Source organism: Carnobacterium gallinarum DSM 4847, assembly GCF_000744375.1.
GTDB classification, from domain to species: domain Bacteria; phylum Bacillota; class Bacilli; order Lactobacillales; family Carnobacteriaceae; genus Carnobacterium; species Carnobacterium gallinarum.
In genome coordinates, this window is sequence record NZ_JQLU01000005.1 from 1,210,554 (window position 1) to 1,225,070 (window position 14,517).

Sequence of the window (14,517 nt, forward strand, 5' to 3'; positions counted from 1 at the left end):
ACAGAAACTAAGAAAGATGAGGTGTGATTATGTATGCAAAGCTTGTTAAAACTGTGCAAAAATAAATGGATAATTACTATGGTTGCCTTTATTTGTACAATCACAGCACTCCTTTCTGTCACCTTTTCATGGTTTTCATCATCTGATTTGGAAGTAAATAAATTTGCAACTAATTTTGACTTTCAAGTTGATTTAGTAGATAAATTTACTCCGCCCAATGAATTGAAGAATGAAACGACATTTGCAAAAGAAGTTACTGCGAATAATACAGGAACAATGGATGCCTTTGTACGAGTAATGATTTTCCCATCAATCGTTAAGAATGGAAAACCACTTCAAGCAACAATCGGGAAAGAAGTAATTATTGAAGATTTAGATACAACCAAATGGAAGTATGGTGATGATGGCTATTATTACTATCTAGGCCTGTTGGCTCCTGGAGAAATAGCGCCGAATTTATTTAGCAAAGTTAAGTTATCGGTGGTTGGAGTAGAATATGAGAATGCAAGTTTTGATATTGTTGCTAAAACAGAAGCTATTGATACAAATGGATTTCATTACAGAGAATCTTGGTGGAAAGACGCTAATAAACCAGTTATTGGTTCACCGTTAGAAGAAATCGATAATCAATTAGAGCCATTGAGAAAACTATAGAAGGGAGGTAAACAATGAGAATAAAACATATAAAACGCTGGGTTGGATTATTTGCTATTATAGCATTTATGACAACACTAGCTTTTTCTGCAGAGGATCAAGTGAGAAATACAACTGATACAGTTTCAGCAGGTAGTGATTTAGAACCACCAAGTTATGGTTTGTTGTCTGCTGTTGGCTTTAAACAACTAGCCCAAGGACATTTAGGCTCAATCGCCTTATCAAAGGCAGGAGATGTCTGGGTTTGGGGATTCAATAATAATGGTTTTCTAGGTATAGGTGGGTCTAAAACCTATGCTGGTGGAATGGTACGTATTCCATCTGAAAGTTTCGGAAACAAAGAAATTGTTAAAGTTGGAGCTGGGATGTATAATGCTTCAGCTTTAGATTCAGACGGTCATGTTTGGGTTTGGGGAAGAAATTTATCTAATATTGCAAATATTGGTGGACCAACGAATACAAGTGGCAATTTACAATCCCCCGCCAAGGTTGGTGGATTGCTAGATTCGGTTAACATTGTCGATATGGTTATGAGCTTTGGTGATGAAAGTACTACATTTATGGCAGCTCTGTCTGACGAGGGGAAAGTTTATACGTGGGGACAAAACGCATATGGTCAATTAGGAAATGGTTCAATGAGTACAACAAATACAGTTGTTAAAGCAGATATTCCTGATGATGTTGTGATTACTCAAATTACAGTTGGCGGCTCTCATACAGCTGCTCTAGATTCAGATGGGAATGTTTGGACATGGGGACGACGAGAGCATGGAGAAATTGGGGCAGGTACAACTGGCGGATATCAAACAACACCCGCTAAGGTTCCAACACTGTCTAATGTTAAACAAATTAGTTCAACGTTCTTTCGATCAACTGTTTTGAAAGAAGATGGTACTGTTTGGCAATGGGGAGCTGTAGCAAACTCTGCTGCTGGAGTTAGGTATGTTTCGACACCTGAGAAAGTTAATATTAAAGATTCTGAAATTACCCGTGTTGGGTATACTCCAATCGTACAATCTGTTACTACAACAGAGCGTGTTGCTTATTTTATTGATCAGCATGGTCGCGTTTGGGCATGGGGTGGTAACAATTACTATGGTTTAGGAATTGTAAAAAGCCCGATGAAAGGTGACACTACTGGGGTTCCACCGATTTCAGGAGCAGAGGCCTACTCTGCAGAAGCGATTCAAAGCTTAAACACAATCGGCGATGGAGACACTGGTAGAACCATTGATTTGAACCAACCTAATGTGGGACTGAACAATGTTTATGGTCAACAGAAAAAATGGGGCTTAGTTGATGGGCTTCATCCGACAGTTTACGATGAAAAGTACAAGGATGAACATTGGGCAAAATTAGGTCTAAAAGAATTCCCTAAAGTAGCAGTTATCTCAGGTGCAAGGTCAGGTGCGACCGCAATTGATGTTGATGGGAATATTTGGAAATGGGCAGTAGATGGATCTGGTACAATTGCATGGGGTTGGGATTATTTGAATCCATCTAGTGATGCGACCGCTTCAGGAAATGTTGCTGGTGGATTATATAACATGTACTCTTATGAACCACAGTTTCTAAGAGGTTCGCCAAATATCGATGCGGTTCAAATGAGCCTCAAAGATCCCGAGAATAAAATGTATCACTCATCTGGTTCAAAAGATGACGTTTCTTTAGATGTCACGATTCCCAAAACAGTTGAAAATTCAAATATGAATTTTACTTTAAAAGCTTATTTGAAAGATTTACGTTATGTTGTAATGCCATATGATCCAAGTGATGCCAACTTTAGTATCGACTTGCCAACGGAAGAGCAGTTTGAAGCAGCCTATCTTAATTCTCTATATGATAAAGGCGATTTATTAAATGGCGTAGAGTTGTCCTCAATTGATGTTGACAAGATTTATAATTATACAATTGAAATCGCAGATAATTCAGTTGTTTGGGTATATAGCAAGGATCAGGCTGGAGATCGTATTGAAACTTCAGTTATTGCTAAAAAGTATACGAATTTTTATACAGATATTACTATTCAGCATAAAGGTGAAAAATTCGGTACTCCAACCGAGGAAATTTATGAAAAAACGACAGATAATGTTAATAAAAACTCCAATTTAATTGCGAATGAAAATCCAGATATTTATGGATTGCCTTTGGATAAAAATAAAAACGTAATTGTAGCCCCAATTTTTGGTTATGATAAGGTGAAAGTTTCTTGGTATGATCCAAATAACCCGCAACCAAGTGATGCTGCAACTAAAGAAAAAATTGCTGATATTTATAAATATTGGCAATGGCATGAGCCTCAGGATAAAGAAATTCAACTGATTTTAGATACCGATACGTATCTGGAAGAAGCCAAAAAAATATATACGTTCTATTATGATATCAACCCTTCTGGTTGGGTTACTGTTGATTATGAAGGAATCGAAAAGTCAACGGGTGCATCAATCCCAGGATTTTCGATGGCTTCAGAAACAGTCAAAATTGATAAGCCGTTAACTAAGGTTCCACCAGAAATTGCTAGCTATACAGTTGTGGGCTATCAAGTGGACGGTTCGCCATTGTCTAATTTAGTAAATGGACAAGCGACATTTACACCAGTTGGTCCGACTAAAGTTATCTTTGTTTACCAATTGCCGGTAGTTCATGTCCGACAGGTAATTTTAAATCCGAATTCTTCAGTAGTATTACCGACCAATGGCTATCTTCGTCTATTGAATGTAAAACAATCAGATTGGACAACAATTGATTCAGAAAACAATGTGATTACAAATTCTGGATTAGATACTAATACAGTTGATTTCATGAAATATGAGGTGACAGTTAAAGCTGATGCAACAGGATATTTTGTGAAATGGGTAACGCCACAATATTATGAATATGCGGGACACATTGTGAGTAAGATTGATGGAAATCATGATGCTACAAAACGTTCTACTACAGGTGAAATAAGATTAGATTTTGATACTGGAAGTGAGTATTGGGTAACATTATATTTGCATCCAAGTAAAGATAACACAGCTTCACACGGCTGGGGAGACAGAATTAACAATTTTGGAAATATCAAAATGAACTAAGTAAACAGAAAGACTAAGGGATTAAGTTTCCTCAGTCTTTCTGTTTATTTTTTATATGTTAGTGTGGACAGCTAGTTGTAATTGATCTTTTACTCTTTTACACATCAATTCAATAAATCTTTTAGGTTCAGTAACTTGAATCATGGGTCCAAAAGAAAGCAGTTCAATTAACAGCTCTGTTTCATTTTGTTGAGGATAGTATAACGTCATTTTATAATAATTATCTTGCTCAGTTTTTACAGTTTCTTTACGGTAATCAGAAAAATGGAGCATCGCCCGCTCCAGAGCATTTCGCTGATTATGGATTAAACAACAAATCATTTTTTCTTTAGATTGTGGGAAAGTTTGATTAGGAATAGAATCTTCCGTTAGTTTGACTGATTGAATTTTGCTGATATTCAGTGTCATGTTTATCCATTTTTTAGGACTAATTTGTTTCAGTGCTTGTAGACGAAACTTGTTATTCTTTTTTGAATATTCAAGCTGTAAGGGAATGTATATTCCTTCAGAATTCACCTCATTCGTTCGACGTTGGTAGTTTATTTCCACTGTTTTTTTGTCAGTTAAAGCTTTAGTAAGCACTTTGAAAGCTTGTTGATAGGTGGGATCAGCAAATGGATCACTGAATTTAAACTGATCGTAATAAAGAATATCCTTTTGACGAAATAAAGGTGGAATCTCTTTTAGTTCAGCAAGTAATTCCTTTTTATAGTCAATAGAAACGAATAAGTTTATTTTTTCATCTAATAAAATGGCTTTTAGCCAAGATTTTTCCAAGGTTGTATGAACTTTTTTGACTGAGCCTTCTAATAAAAGAGAATGCCATTCATTAGGCTCTTTTTCATAAAATAAATGCCAACCATCAGGTGTTGTAAGCTGTGGTAGCAAGCTTACAACTGTTTCTTCAAACCCCATCTCCTGAATAGTTGTTGCTAACTCTTGAACGCTTAAACTTCGATCTTCGGCCAACAAATGTCCAACAATTTGATAATAAAGTCCATAAACCTCACTAAATAATTCTTTATTCATCGCTAGTATCCACTTCCTTTGGTAAATAAATACGATAGAGAGCATCTAAATCCTCTAAAAATTGTTTTTTCCACTGTTGATTGCTCGTCTCAATATCGACAATTCGCCCGATTAAGGTTCTTAAAAAAGGATTAATGCTGTGTAAATCGTGAAGCGTAACATGATAAAGAAATAAATTATGATCAATACGTTTCAAAGTTCCCATTCGACCTTCACTTTCAATACGTTCAATTAAATAAAATTCAGTTGCTTCATTAATGGATAAGGTTACTCGTAATTGTTGAGGAGGATTATTAGCAAATCCAGCATTCCAAGTGTATGCCTGGAATGCGAGATATTGCTGTTTTATTTCTGCAAATAAAGGATCAACTTGGTTGCCAGTGACGGTTTCAATTTGATCTAAGCGATAGGTTTTTAAAAATTTTCTTTGTGGGCTTCTTCCGACTACATATTGTCGCCCTGTTTCAACACTTACCATGATTCTAACAGGTGTAAATGGAACTTCATGTCCTTTAGGAAAAGTTAGCAATACTCGTGTTTTAGACTGAATGGCATCTAGTAAGTTTAACAAAATTTGTTCTTCTAAAGTATGAACAACGAAATAATGTTTATAGCTAAAAAAATGTGAAATTTGTTCAGTTGTTTTTTGTTGTGCTAAAAAATGACCAAGAATCCCAATTGGAGCAGAGTCTTTATAGAAATCTAAAGCTAGTTGTAACTCGGATTTGATTGTGATGGGTGGAACCAAGCAAAATACGAGTTCTTTCTCGAGTTTAGCTTCAGTTAAAATTCCAAGTTGTACATATTCTTTTAGCTTTTTTCGTAAGGTCAAAGGTTCAATTAAGTAATCATCTTCAAAATGGATTAAGTAGTTTTGGTCGATTCGGTCAAGAATCTGATTTAAAGAAAAGGGATTATCTATTTGAAGAATATCTAGTAAAATAAAATGTAAAAAGATATCATTACGGGTAAAAGTCTTAGCTTTCCAGACTGCAAATAAAGGATTTTCAGTTAATTTTTTAGTATCTATTGTTAAACGCATTACTTTTTTTTTACCAATATAATCCCAAGTAACATACTCGGCAAGGTAACTTTCAATTCGTCGTCGCTCATTGTCATAACTTCGTGAGCTTTTATGAGTAAAATCTTCTCGTTGCTTAAAGCCATAAATATAAAAATCTCGCACATATTGTCGAATTACAGAAAAATTTTTGATTAGTTCATTAAAAGTTTTTGCCATTGTTATAAACCTCCATGAGTAACGAGTGTTCTCTATTTAGTTTAACGTAAAGAGTACATAATTGAAACTAGGTTTTTCGAGAATCTTTAACAATTTAAATTAGTTTAGAAAGAATCGGACTTTTTTACGTATAGTTTAAGTGAGAATTAAAAAAGGAGTGAGTGCGCACCTTTTTAGAGAGGAGCTTTTCGTTCAATTCTTGTAGGATAAAGATATCAAGAAGAATGAAGGGAAGCAAGATTATGTATACGTATTATAAAAAAACAGAAAAAATGAAACCAATTAAAATTTGGTTATCTGATGAATCGAAAATTGAACAAGGGTGTTTGGATCAAGCGAAGGCAGTTGCTCAATTACCTTTTGTACATAAGTGGTTAGCGTTAATGCCAGATACCCATCTTGGGGCGGGGATGCCAATTGGTGGAGTTTTAGCGACCAAAGGGGTGATTGTTCCATTTGCAGTTGGGATGGATATTGGTTGTGGTATGTGTTATATCCAAACTAATATTAGCTTGGAGTCAATTAAATCCGTTCAAGTTGAGAAAAACAGTTTATTGGAATTAATGATTCAAACGTTGTTGAAAGAGATTCCAGTTGGGAAACAATGTTATCAAGTCAAGCAAGAATCGGTTGTTATTGATGAAGCTTTCCGTCAATATAAGCAATACAAAAGCTTTCCAGATGCTGAAAAAATATTGGAAGGTGCTTATTATCAAACAGGAACATTAGGCGGAGGCAATCATTTTATTGAGCTTCAAGTTGATGAACAGGGAATGATAGGCATCATGTTGCATTCCGGAAGTCGTCATTTAGGAGCGGTTGTTTGTCAGCATTTTCAAAAGCTGGCGTTGGAACTAAATCAAAAATGGTATAGTTCCTTACCTGAAAATAGTCGATTGGCATTCTTGCCAACAAGTTCTTGGGAAGGACAAGAGTATCTGAAATGGATGAATTTGGCTTTAGATTACGCTTTTGAAAATCGTGAAGCGATGCTAGCTAAAACGATGAATATTTTTGCTGATTTAGTTTACCAGCATGTTGGGACTGAGACTGAGTTTTCAAGCAAAATTAACTGTCACCACAACTATGCGTCACTTGAACATCATTACGGGGAGAATGTTTGGGTACATCGCAAAGGGGCTACAAGAGCTAGAAAAAATGAGTTAGGAATTATTCCAGGAGCAATGGGTTCATATAGCTATCTAGTTCGTGGTTTAGGTAATGAGGAAAGTTTCCATTCTTCAAGTCATGGGGCAGGTCGAGTTTATTCACGAACAAAAGCCAAAGAAAACTTTCCAAGCCAAGAAGTCTTAACAGATTTAAAAGAGCAAGAAGTGATTATTGGCAAACGAAATTTAGCAGATGTGGCAGAAGAAAGCCGGTTTGCCTATAAGAATATCGATGAAGTGATGGAGAATCAAAAAGATTTGGTACACCCAATTAAAAAATTAAAAACAATCGGTGTTGTTAAAGGATAGGAGGAATCAACTATGAGAGAAATAATCAAACAAGCATTATTAAAAATTGAAAAAGAGCATCAAGTCAGAGTTTTATACGCTGTCGAGTCAGGCAGTCGTGCATGGGGATTTCCATCTAAAGATAGTGATTATGATGTTCGATTTATCTATGTTCATACAGAAGATTGGTACTTATCCTTAGCGCCAAAACGAGATGTAATTGAATGTCCGATTGATGATGAGTTAGATGTCTGTGGTTGGGACTTGCAAAAGACGTTAACCTTACTAAGAAAAAGTAACCCTTCTTTAATTGAATGGTTAAAATCACCAATTGTGTACCAAGAAGTTGGTGGATTAGCAGAAGAGTTACGCCAATTAGCAGAGAAGCACCTATCTAAAAAGCATTTAATGTATCACTATTATCATATGGCGAATGGTAACTTTAGAGATTATTTACAAGGAAAACAAGTTAAAATCAAAAAATACTTTTATGTCTTGCGACCGATATTAGCTTGTCTCTGGATAGAGGTTTATCAGACTGCACCACCAGTTCGTTTTGAAGACTTATTAGTATTGCCACAATTACAATCAGATTTTTTAGCGGAAGTTGCTGACTTATTAGTTCGGAAAAAACGCGGCGATGAATTGGATTTAGAAGCTCGTAGCCCAGTATTACATGAATTTATCAAATCACAACTAGCAAGATTGGAGGAACAATTAAAAGTTGAAGCAGAAAAACAATCGCCACTAAGTTATGGGCAGCTGGATCAAGTGTTTAGAAAATATTTATAGAAGTCGTCAAGAGATCTCAATAGTATTTTGGGGTCTTTTTTTTATAAGTTTTTTTGTAATTTATATAATAATATGTGTCGGCTGTAAAAACAGGATATCAAAATAGTCACATATAAAAAAATAATTCTAGGAGTTTTTTTACTATCGTTGTTGTCATTAGTCTAGTTCCAAATGTAGCTAATGCATATGCGATATACAACAGACATAGGTTATCAAATGGAATTGGTAACTATGGAAGAAATACACAATACTATTTTATAGACTGGTCAGCTGGATCAGAGACAAGTCGCATAAGAAGTGTGATGAATAAGCGGGTTCATAGTAACGGAACTGGTATATATACACCAATAACATTTAGAGAAACGACTACTCAGAAATCTAGTATTATTGATATTGAAAGAACACCAGGAATGAATGGCTCGGTTGCAGGAACTACTTATTTTATGACTGGATCAAGTTCGATTAATGCAAATGCTTCAAATTGGTATTGGGCTAAAATTCGTATTTGGGGATATTATGGATGCCTAAGTTCTTGGCATAAAGATGCTCATGAAATTGGTCATGCATTTGGACTGCAGCATTCTGATGTAAGTAATTCTTTAATGCACAGCAACGGATTTAAGACCTTTGTAAATAGTCCGGGTCGAGATGAACGGAACGGAATAAATTATATATATAAATAAATTAAAGAAGAGGTATTTATAAATGAGGACAAAAATTCGTGTTTTTGTGACTTTAATAGTCACTTTGATAGTAGTTGTAACTATAGTGAATAAAAAGTACGTGTTTCTTAAAGGTGATGAATTTGGGATAAAAGAAGATAATAGAGATGAGTTCAATAAAAAAAATCACAAAGCTACTATTTTTGATCGTGAAGTGGTAATGGCAACTAACTAGAGATAGACTGTCTTGAAATATTTAAGTAGTTAGCAACGGTTTCTTGAGAGCAGCCAAGCGTTTCCCATTTTCTTTTTAAATTTTTAGATATATGTTTCAAGTTTTCCCTCCAATCTCCCTTTAGTTTAAGAATAAAATACTATTGTAATAAAATAAACATTTCCAAGTTTATTAAATTTCATTAGTGATGCATTGTTAAACAATATAGGGGAACAAATTTTAAAGATTTATCCAATTTCTTCATTATATGTTCAAAATCATTAATTAATTAAAAAAAAATTTAAAATAACCATTGCACTTCAAGAGCATTTGTATTAAAGTTAAAAAGATAGATTTGTGAAACAAAATTGTGTTTCACGTTATCAAAAAGGAGCGTGAATTCGTGAATCCAGAAGAATTTAAGGAAGCCCTTCTTGAAAAGGGAATTCCATTGACTGATAAACAAATGCACCAATTTGAGCAATATTTACTATTGCTACAAGAGTGGAATGAAAAAATTAATTTAACTGCCATAACAGAAGAGGAAGAAGTGTATTTGAAACACTTTTATGACTCCATTCTAGCTGGCTTATATGTGGATTTTAACAAAGGGGTCCAAAGCTTATGTGATGTAGGTGCTGGTGCTGGTTTTCCAAGCATCCCCCTAAAGATTGTGTTTCCAAAATTAGAGGTAACAATTGTCGATTCATTAAATAAACGCATTCAATTTTTAAACTTACTAGCTGAGACGTTAGAGTTGGAAAATGTGCATTTTTATCATGATCGTGCGGAAACATTCGGTCAAAACAAGCAGTTTCGTGCCAGTTTTGATTTTGTAACAGCTCGTGCTGTTGCTAAGATGAGCGTTTTAACTGAATTATGCTTACCGTTAGTAAAAAAAGGCGGACTTTTTATTGCTTTGAAGGCTAGCAATAGTCATGAAGAAATGAAAGAGGGCGAGCGCGCTATTAGCTTGTTAGGTGGAAAAGTTCGTGAGGATATTGTCTGTCATTTGCCACATGAAGCTGGGGAACGACATATTATTTTAATCGATAAGAAAAAAGAAACGCCTAAAACGTATCCTAGAAAACCAGGGACACCAAATCGTAAACCATTATAAACTTAATTCGCTATGGAGTGAAGTTGTGTAAAGACTATTACAAATAGAGAATTTTTGTTACAATAGGAACATAAGAAGTTCCTTTTATAAATGACATTCTTGTTAAGAATGAGTAGCAAATCTGAGCTTATAATAGGAAAAGATGACTGAAGGAGAGAAAAAGATGGCTTTGTCTGATTTATTTGGTTCAGGAAAATCAAAAAAGAAAACTGAAAAACTTGATGAAGTTGTGCCGGAAGTAGTCAATGACACTATTGAAGCAGAAGAGGCGCACCAAAAGGTTCAATCGATTGAGGCGAAACAAATTGTACCCAACCGATTTCAACCACGTAAGATTTTCAATGAAGAACGACTAAACGAGCTAGCTCGCACGATTCACATTCATGGGTTAATCCAACCTATTGTAATTCGCGAATATGCTCCGAATGAATATGAAATAATTGCAGGAGAACGTCGTTTCAGAGCGATGATGCTTTTAGAATGGGAAACTGTTCCAGCAATTGTCCAAGAAATGTCAGATACTGAAACAGCATCTGTTGCTTTGATTGAGAATTTGCAACGTGAAGAATTAACTTCAATTGAAGAAGCAAAAGCGTACCAAGGATTGATTGAGCTGAATAGTATTACACAGGAAGCATTGGCACAAAGAATTGGGAAAAGCCAATCATTTGTTGCGAATAAATTACGCCTACTGAAACTTTCTACACCAGTTCAACAGGCTTTGTTGACGCAAGAAATTTCAGAGCGACATGGTCGAAGTTTATTGGCGTTAGAAGAAAACGCCCAAGCTGAGGTTTTGACAACGATTATTACCGAAAACCTGACAGTTAAAGAAACCGAAGAAATTGTTAAAAAATTAGTTGCTGAAAAAAACGGATCCGTACCTGTTAAGAAAAAGAAACGCAAAAAAGGGATTTCTAAGGATGTTCGTTTAGCGCTAAATACAATTAAGAAATCAATCACAATGGTAACAGACACAGGCATTGATATGAAAACCGAAGAAGAGGATTTAGAAGATGTTTATCGGATTACAATTGAAATCCCTAAAAATAAAAATCAAGATAAATAATGAGCGATAAATGAATTTCTTCATTTTGAAAGATGCGTAAGAGAATAAGTTATGCATCGAAGCTTATTCTCTTATTTTATTTTGATTGTTGCTAATTGCTCAATATAAAATGAAAATAAAGGCAGTACCAAATAATGTTTAGCCGATAGGAATAAAGCCTATACAGCGCTTTGCGAAAAACGGAGGAAATACAATGGCACGAATTATATCAGTTGCAAATCAAAAGGGTGGCGTTGGAAAAACAACGACTACAGTCAATTTAGGTGCGTGTTTAGCCTATTATGGGAAAAAAATCTTGTTGGTTGACATTGATGCACAAGGAAATGCCACCAGTGGATTAGGCGTACGTAAAGCCGACGTTGAAAAAGATATTTATGATATTTTAGTGAATGAAACTCCAGTTGAAGAAGTTGTTATTCAGACTTCAAGAGAGAATCTTTGGATTATTCCAGCTACGATTCAATTAGCCGGGGCAGAGATTGAGCTGACTACCCAAATGGCAAGAGAATCACGTTTAAAACAAGCATTAGCGCAAGTAACCGACCAATATGACTATATATTAATTGATTGCCCTCCTTCGTTGGGACATTTAACAATTAATTCATTTACAGCTAGCGATTCAATTTTAATTCCTGTTCAGTGTGAATATTACGCATTGGAAGGGCTTAGTCAATTGCTCAATACCGTTCGTTTAGTTCAAAAGCATTTTAATCCTGATTTGAAGATTGAGGGAGTGTTGTTAACGATGTTAGATGCTCGTACGAATTTAGGCTATGAAGTTGTCGATGAAGTAAAAAAATATTTCCGTGAACGAGTATACAAAACCATTATTCCACGCAACATTCGTTTGTCAGAAGCACCAAGTCATGGCTTATCGATTATTGATTACGATCCACGTTCAAGAGGCGCAGAAGTATATCTAGAGTTAGCAAAGGAAGTGTTAGCAAATGGTCAATAAAAATAGCAAAGGCTTAGGTAGAGGAATTGATGCCCTTTTTGGGGACTATTCAGAGCTTGATGAGATTGATGTAACCAATGAACTAGTTAAAGAACTCCCTTTAGATGAAATTCGTCCAAATCCTTACCAACCACGTAAAACATTTGATGAAGAAGCCTTGAATGAACTGGCTGATTCGATTCGTAACTCTGGTGTTTTTCAACCGATTATTGTCCGTGAATCAACAATTAAAGGTTATGAGATTATTGCTGGTGAACGTCGCTTTCGCGCGTCAAAACTAGCAGGTAAAACAACAATTCCAGCAATTGTTCGTGTATTTAATGAAGAACGAATGATGGAAGTAGCCGTTTTAGAAAATCTGCAACGTGAAGATTTGACATCTCTTGAAGAGGCAGAAGCATATGATATGCTGATGAAAAAATTAAAATTAACGCAAGAAGAAGTAGCCAAACGTTTAGGGAAAAGTCGTCCGTATATTGCGAACTATCTAAGATTATTAGGCTTACCAGAGACAGTGAAAAAAATGTTGCAAAACGATGAAATCTCAATGGGACAAGCTCGTACTTTACTTGGCTTAAAAGACAAACGCTCAATTATCAAAATTGCGAATAAAGTGGTTCGTGATAATTTAACAGTTAGACAATTGGAGCAATTAGTGACTCAATTAAATCAACCAAAAGAACAAGATGTGAAACCTGAAAGAGCTGAAAAGAAACCTTATTATATTCGTGAAAGCGAAGATCGTTTAATGGATAAATTTGGCACAGCCGTTCAAATTAGTGACAAGGGCAACAAAGGGAAAATTGAGATTGAATATTTATCAACAGATGATTTGACTCGGATTTTAGATATTTTAGAGATTCAATTTGATGATGAAGAGTAAGAATTTTAAATGAGTGGGTGTGAGACAGATGTATCAATTGAACGATATTGTTGAGATGAAGAAGCCGCATCCTTGTGGTACGAATCGTTGGCAAATCATTCGCATGGGGATGGATATCCGTATTAAATGTGAAAAGTGTGGTCACATGGTGATGATGCCCAGAAGAGAATTTGAAAAAAAGATGAAAAAAGTACTGGAAACTACAGAAACAAACTAAAATGACAGAAAAGGATAGTGTGAATAAAAAATGGCATTAACAGCAGGAATTGTAGGATTACCAAACGTTGGGAAATCAACATTATTTAACGCGATTACAAAAGCTGGAGTAGAGGCAGCGAATTATCCATTTGCAACAATCGATCCAAATGTTGGAATGGTAGAGGTACCAGATTATCGTTTAGCACGCTTGACGGAACTAGTAACACCAAAGAAAACAGTACCCACAACTTTTGAATTTACTGATATTGCTGGGATTGTAAAAGGCGCTAGTAAAGGTGAAGGATTAGGAAATAAATTCTTAAGCCATATCCGCCAAGTAGATGCGATTTGTCACGTAGTACGTTGTTTCGATGATGAAAATATCACTCACGTTGATGGTCGAATTAATCCGATTGCAGATATTGAAACTATTAATCTAGAGTTAGTTTTAGCAGATTTGGAATCAGTTGAGAAACGCCATACACGTGTTGGTAAAATTGCACGTACAAAAGATAAAGATGCATTGGCTGAATTTGCAATTTTAGAAAAAATCAAACCGGTTTTAGAAGAAGGTAAATCAGCGCGTACGATTGAATTTACTGAAGAAGAAGAAAAATACGTTAAAGGCTTATTCTTATTAACAACTAAGCCAGTTTTATATGTAGCCAATGTTTCTGAAGATGAAGTTGGCGATGCAGAAGAAAATGATTATGTAAAACAAGTCCGTGAATTTGCAGCTAGTGAGAACGCAGAAGTAAATGTAATTTGTGCTCGTATTGAAGAAGAAATTGCTGAATTAGATGATGATGAAAAATCTGAATTTTTAACAGAACTTGGAATTAAAGAATCAGGTTTAGATCAATTAATTCGTTCTGCTTATGATTTATTAGGTTTAGCAACATACTTTACTGCAGGTGTTCAAGAAGTTAGAGCTTGGACTTTCAAAAAAGGAATTAAAGCACCTCAAGCTGCAGGGATCATTCACTCAGATTTTGAACATGGTTTTATTCGTGCTGAAACTGTTTCGTTTGAAGATTTAGATAAGTATGAAAGTATGCCAGCTGCTAAAGAAGCTGGACGTGTACGTTTGGAAGGTAAAGAATATATCGTTCAAGATGGCGATGTAATGTTATTCCGCTTTAATGTATAATAGTTGATAGAATCAGT

14 protein-coding genes are annotated in these 14,517 nt (G+C 35.3%); 12 read left to right on the forward strand and 2 right to left on the reverse strand.

From position 1 onward, the window contains the following. Positions 1 to 78 precede the first annotated feature (78 nt). Together BR43_RS10465 and BR43_RS10470 are read left to right on the forward strand one after the other, a co-directional pair. Positions 79 to 654 (forward strand): hypothetical protein, encoded by a 576-nt coding sequence (locus tag BR43_RS10465; protein ID WP_169741041.1) that lies wholly within the window; start codon positions 79 to 81, stop codon positions 652 to 654. A 14-nt stretch (positions 655 to 668) separates the two neighbouring features. Next, complete coding sequence (locus BR43_RS10470) at positions 669 to 3,728, forward strand: RCC1 domain-containing protein (protein WP_034561829.1); 3,060 nt, start codon at positions 669 to 671, stop codon at positions 3,726 to 3,728. Positions 3,729 to 3,779: 51 nt separating this feature from the next. Here BR43_RS10470 and BR43_RS10475 read toward each other — a convergent pair whose 3' ends face one another. Together BR43_RS10475 and BR43_RS10480 are read right to left on the reverse strand one after the other, a co-directional pair. Then, positions 3,780 to 4,757 carry a WYL domain-containing protein gene (locus BR43_RS10475; protein WP_034561831.1) on the reverse strand — a complete coding sequence of 326 codons (978 nt, stop codon included), beginning with the start codon at positions 4,755 to 4,757 and terminating at the stop codon, positions 3,780 to 3,782. Beyond that, on the reverse strand, positions 4,750 to 5,997 hold the full coding sequence (locus tag BR43_RS10480; RefSeq protein WP_051933912.1) for a WYL domain-containing protein: 1,248 nt from the start codon (positions 5,995 to 5,997) through the stop codon (positions 4,750 to 4,752). The genes BR43_RS10475 and BR43_RS10480 overlap by 8 nt, the downstream gene beginning before the upstream one ends. A 242-nt stretch (positions 5,998 to 6,239) precedes the next feature. Here BR43_RS10480 and BR43_RS10485 point away from each other — a divergent pair, with 242 nt between their 5' ends. From BR43_RS10485 to ychF, 10 genes are all read left to right on the forward strand, one after another. After that, the gene (locus tag BR43_RS10485) at positions 6,240 to 7,475 is read left to right on the forward strand and encodes an RtcB family protein (RefSeq protein ID WP_034561833.1); all 1,236 of its coding nucleotides are present in this window, start codon (positions 6,240 to 6,242) and stop codon (positions 7,473 to 7,475) included. Between the two features lie 12 nt (positions 7,476 to 7,487). Further along, positions 7,488 to 8,246: a nucleotidyltransferase domain-containing protein gene (locus BR43_RS10490; protein WP_034561835.1), complete on the forward strand. Its 759-nt coding sequence runs from the start codon at positions 7,488 to 7,490 to the stop codon at positions 8,244 to 8,246. Positions 8,247 to 8,548: 302 nt separating this feature from the next. Then, a complete protein-coding gene (locus tag BR43_RS10495; protein WP_034561838.1) occupies positions 8,549 to 8,929 on the forward strand; it encodes a matrixin family metalloprotease in 381 nt (126 codons plus the stop codon). A gap of 22 nt (positions 8,930 to 8,951) precedes the next feature. Then, complete coding sequence (locus BR43_RS10500) at positions 8,952 to 9,143, forward strand: hypothetical protein (protein ID WP_034561841.1); 192 nt, start codon at positions 8,952 to 8,954, stop codon at positions 9,141 to 9,143. A 382-nt stretch (positions 9,144 to 9,525) separates the two neighbouring features. Beyond that, positions 9,526 to 10,242, forward strand: coding sequence for a 16S rRNA (guanine(527)-N(7))-methyltransferase RsmG (gene rsmG, locus BR43_RS10505; RefSeq protein WP_034561844.1), 717 nt, complete (start codon positions 9,526 to 9,528; stop codon positions 10,240 to 10,242). Positions 10,243 to 10,405: 163 nt separating this feature from the next. Beyond that, a complete protein-coding gene (gene noc / locus BR43_RS10510; protein ID WP_034561846.1) occupies positions 10,406 to 11,311 on the forward strand; it encodes a nucleoid occlusion protein in 906 nt (301 codons plus the stop codon). Positions 11,312 to 11,504: 193 nt separating this feature from the next. Beyond that, on the forward strand, positions 11,505 to 12,269 hold the full coding sequence (locus BR43_RS10515; protein ID WP_034561848.1) for a ParA family protein: 765 nt from the start codon (positions 11,505 to 11,507) through the stop codon (positions 12,267 to 12,269). After that, positions 12,259 to 13,152, forward strand: a complete 894-nt coding sequence (locus tag BR43_RS10520; protein ID WP_034561850.1) for a ParB/RepB/Spo0J family partition protein — start codon at positions 12,259 to 12,261, stop codon at positions 13,150 to 13,152. Before BR43_RS10515 ends, BR43_RS10520 begins: the two co-directional genes overlap by 11 nt. Positions 13,153 to 13,180: 28 nt before the next feature. Beyond that, positions 13,181 to 13,369: a DUF951 domain-containing protein gene (locus BR43_RS10525; RefSeq protein ID WP_034561852.1), complete on the forward strand. Its 189-nt coding sequence runs from the start codon at positions 13,181 to 13,183 to the stop codon at positions 13,367 to 13,369. A gap of 30 nt (positions 13,370 to 13,399) precedes the next feature. Continuing rightward, positions 13,400 to 14,500, forward strand: coding sequence for a redox-regulated ATPase YchF (ychF, locus tag BR43_RS10530; protein ID WP_034561854.1), 1,101 nt, complete (start codon positions 13,400 to 13,402; stop codon positions 14,498 to 14,500). The last annotated feature ends 17 nt before the right edge of the window (positions 14,501 to 14,517 follow it).

Excerpts from the sequence above, each read along its gene's own strand:
- noc (WP_034561846.1), top strand. The coding sequence starts at position 10,406 with ATGGCTTTGTCTGATTTATTTGGTTCAGGAAAATCAAAAAAGAAAACT.
- BR43_RS10465 (WP_169741041.1), top strand. The coding sequence starts at position 79 with ATGGTTGCCTTTATTTGTACAATCACAGCACTCCTTTCTGTCACCTTT.
- BR43_RS10525 (WP_034561852.1), top strand. The coding sequence starts at position 13,181 with ATGTATCAATTGAACGATATTGTTGAGATGAAGAAGCCGCATCCTTGT.
- BR43_RS10515 (WP_034561848.1), top strand. The coding sequence starts at position 11,505 with ATGGCACGAATTATATCAGTTGCAAATCAAAAGGGTGGCGTTGGAAAA.
- BR43_RS10490 (WP_034561835.1), top strand. The coding sequence starts at position 7,488 with ATGAGAGAAATAATCAAACAAGCATTATTAAAAATTGAAAAAGAGCAT.
- BR43_RS10520 (WP_034561850.1), top strand. The coding sequence starts at position 12,259 with ATGGTCAATAAAAATAGCAAAGGCTTAGGTAGAGGAATTGATGCCCTT.
- BR43_RS10485 (WP_034561833.1), top strand. The coding sequence starts at position 6,240 with ATGTATACGTATTATAAAAAAACAGAAAAAATGAAACCAATTAAAATT.
- BR43_RS10500 (WP_034561841.1), top strand. The coding sequence starts at position 8,952 with ATGAGGACAAAAATTCGTGTTTTTGTGACTTTAATAGTCACTTTGATA.
- BR43_RS10480 (WP_051933912.1), bottom strand. The coding sequence starts at position 5,997 with ATGGCAAAAACTTTTAATGAACTAATCAAAAATTTTTCTGTAATTCGA.
- ychF (WP_034561854.1), top strand. The coding sequence starts at position 13,400 with ATGGCATTAACAGCAGGAATTGTAGGATTACCAAACGTTGGGAAATCA.
- BR43_RS10495 (WP_034561838.1), top strand. The coding sequence starts at position 8,549 with ATGAATAAGCGGGTTCATAGTAACGGAACTGGTATATATACACCAATA.
- BR43_RS10470 (WP_034561829.1), top strand. The coding sequence starts at position 669 with ATGAGAATAAAACATATAAAACGCTGGGTTGGATTATTTGCTATTATA.
- BR43_RS10475 (WP_034561831.1), bottom strand. The coding sequence starts at position 4,757 with ATGAATAAAGAATTATTTAGTGAGGTTTATGGACTTTATTATCAAATT.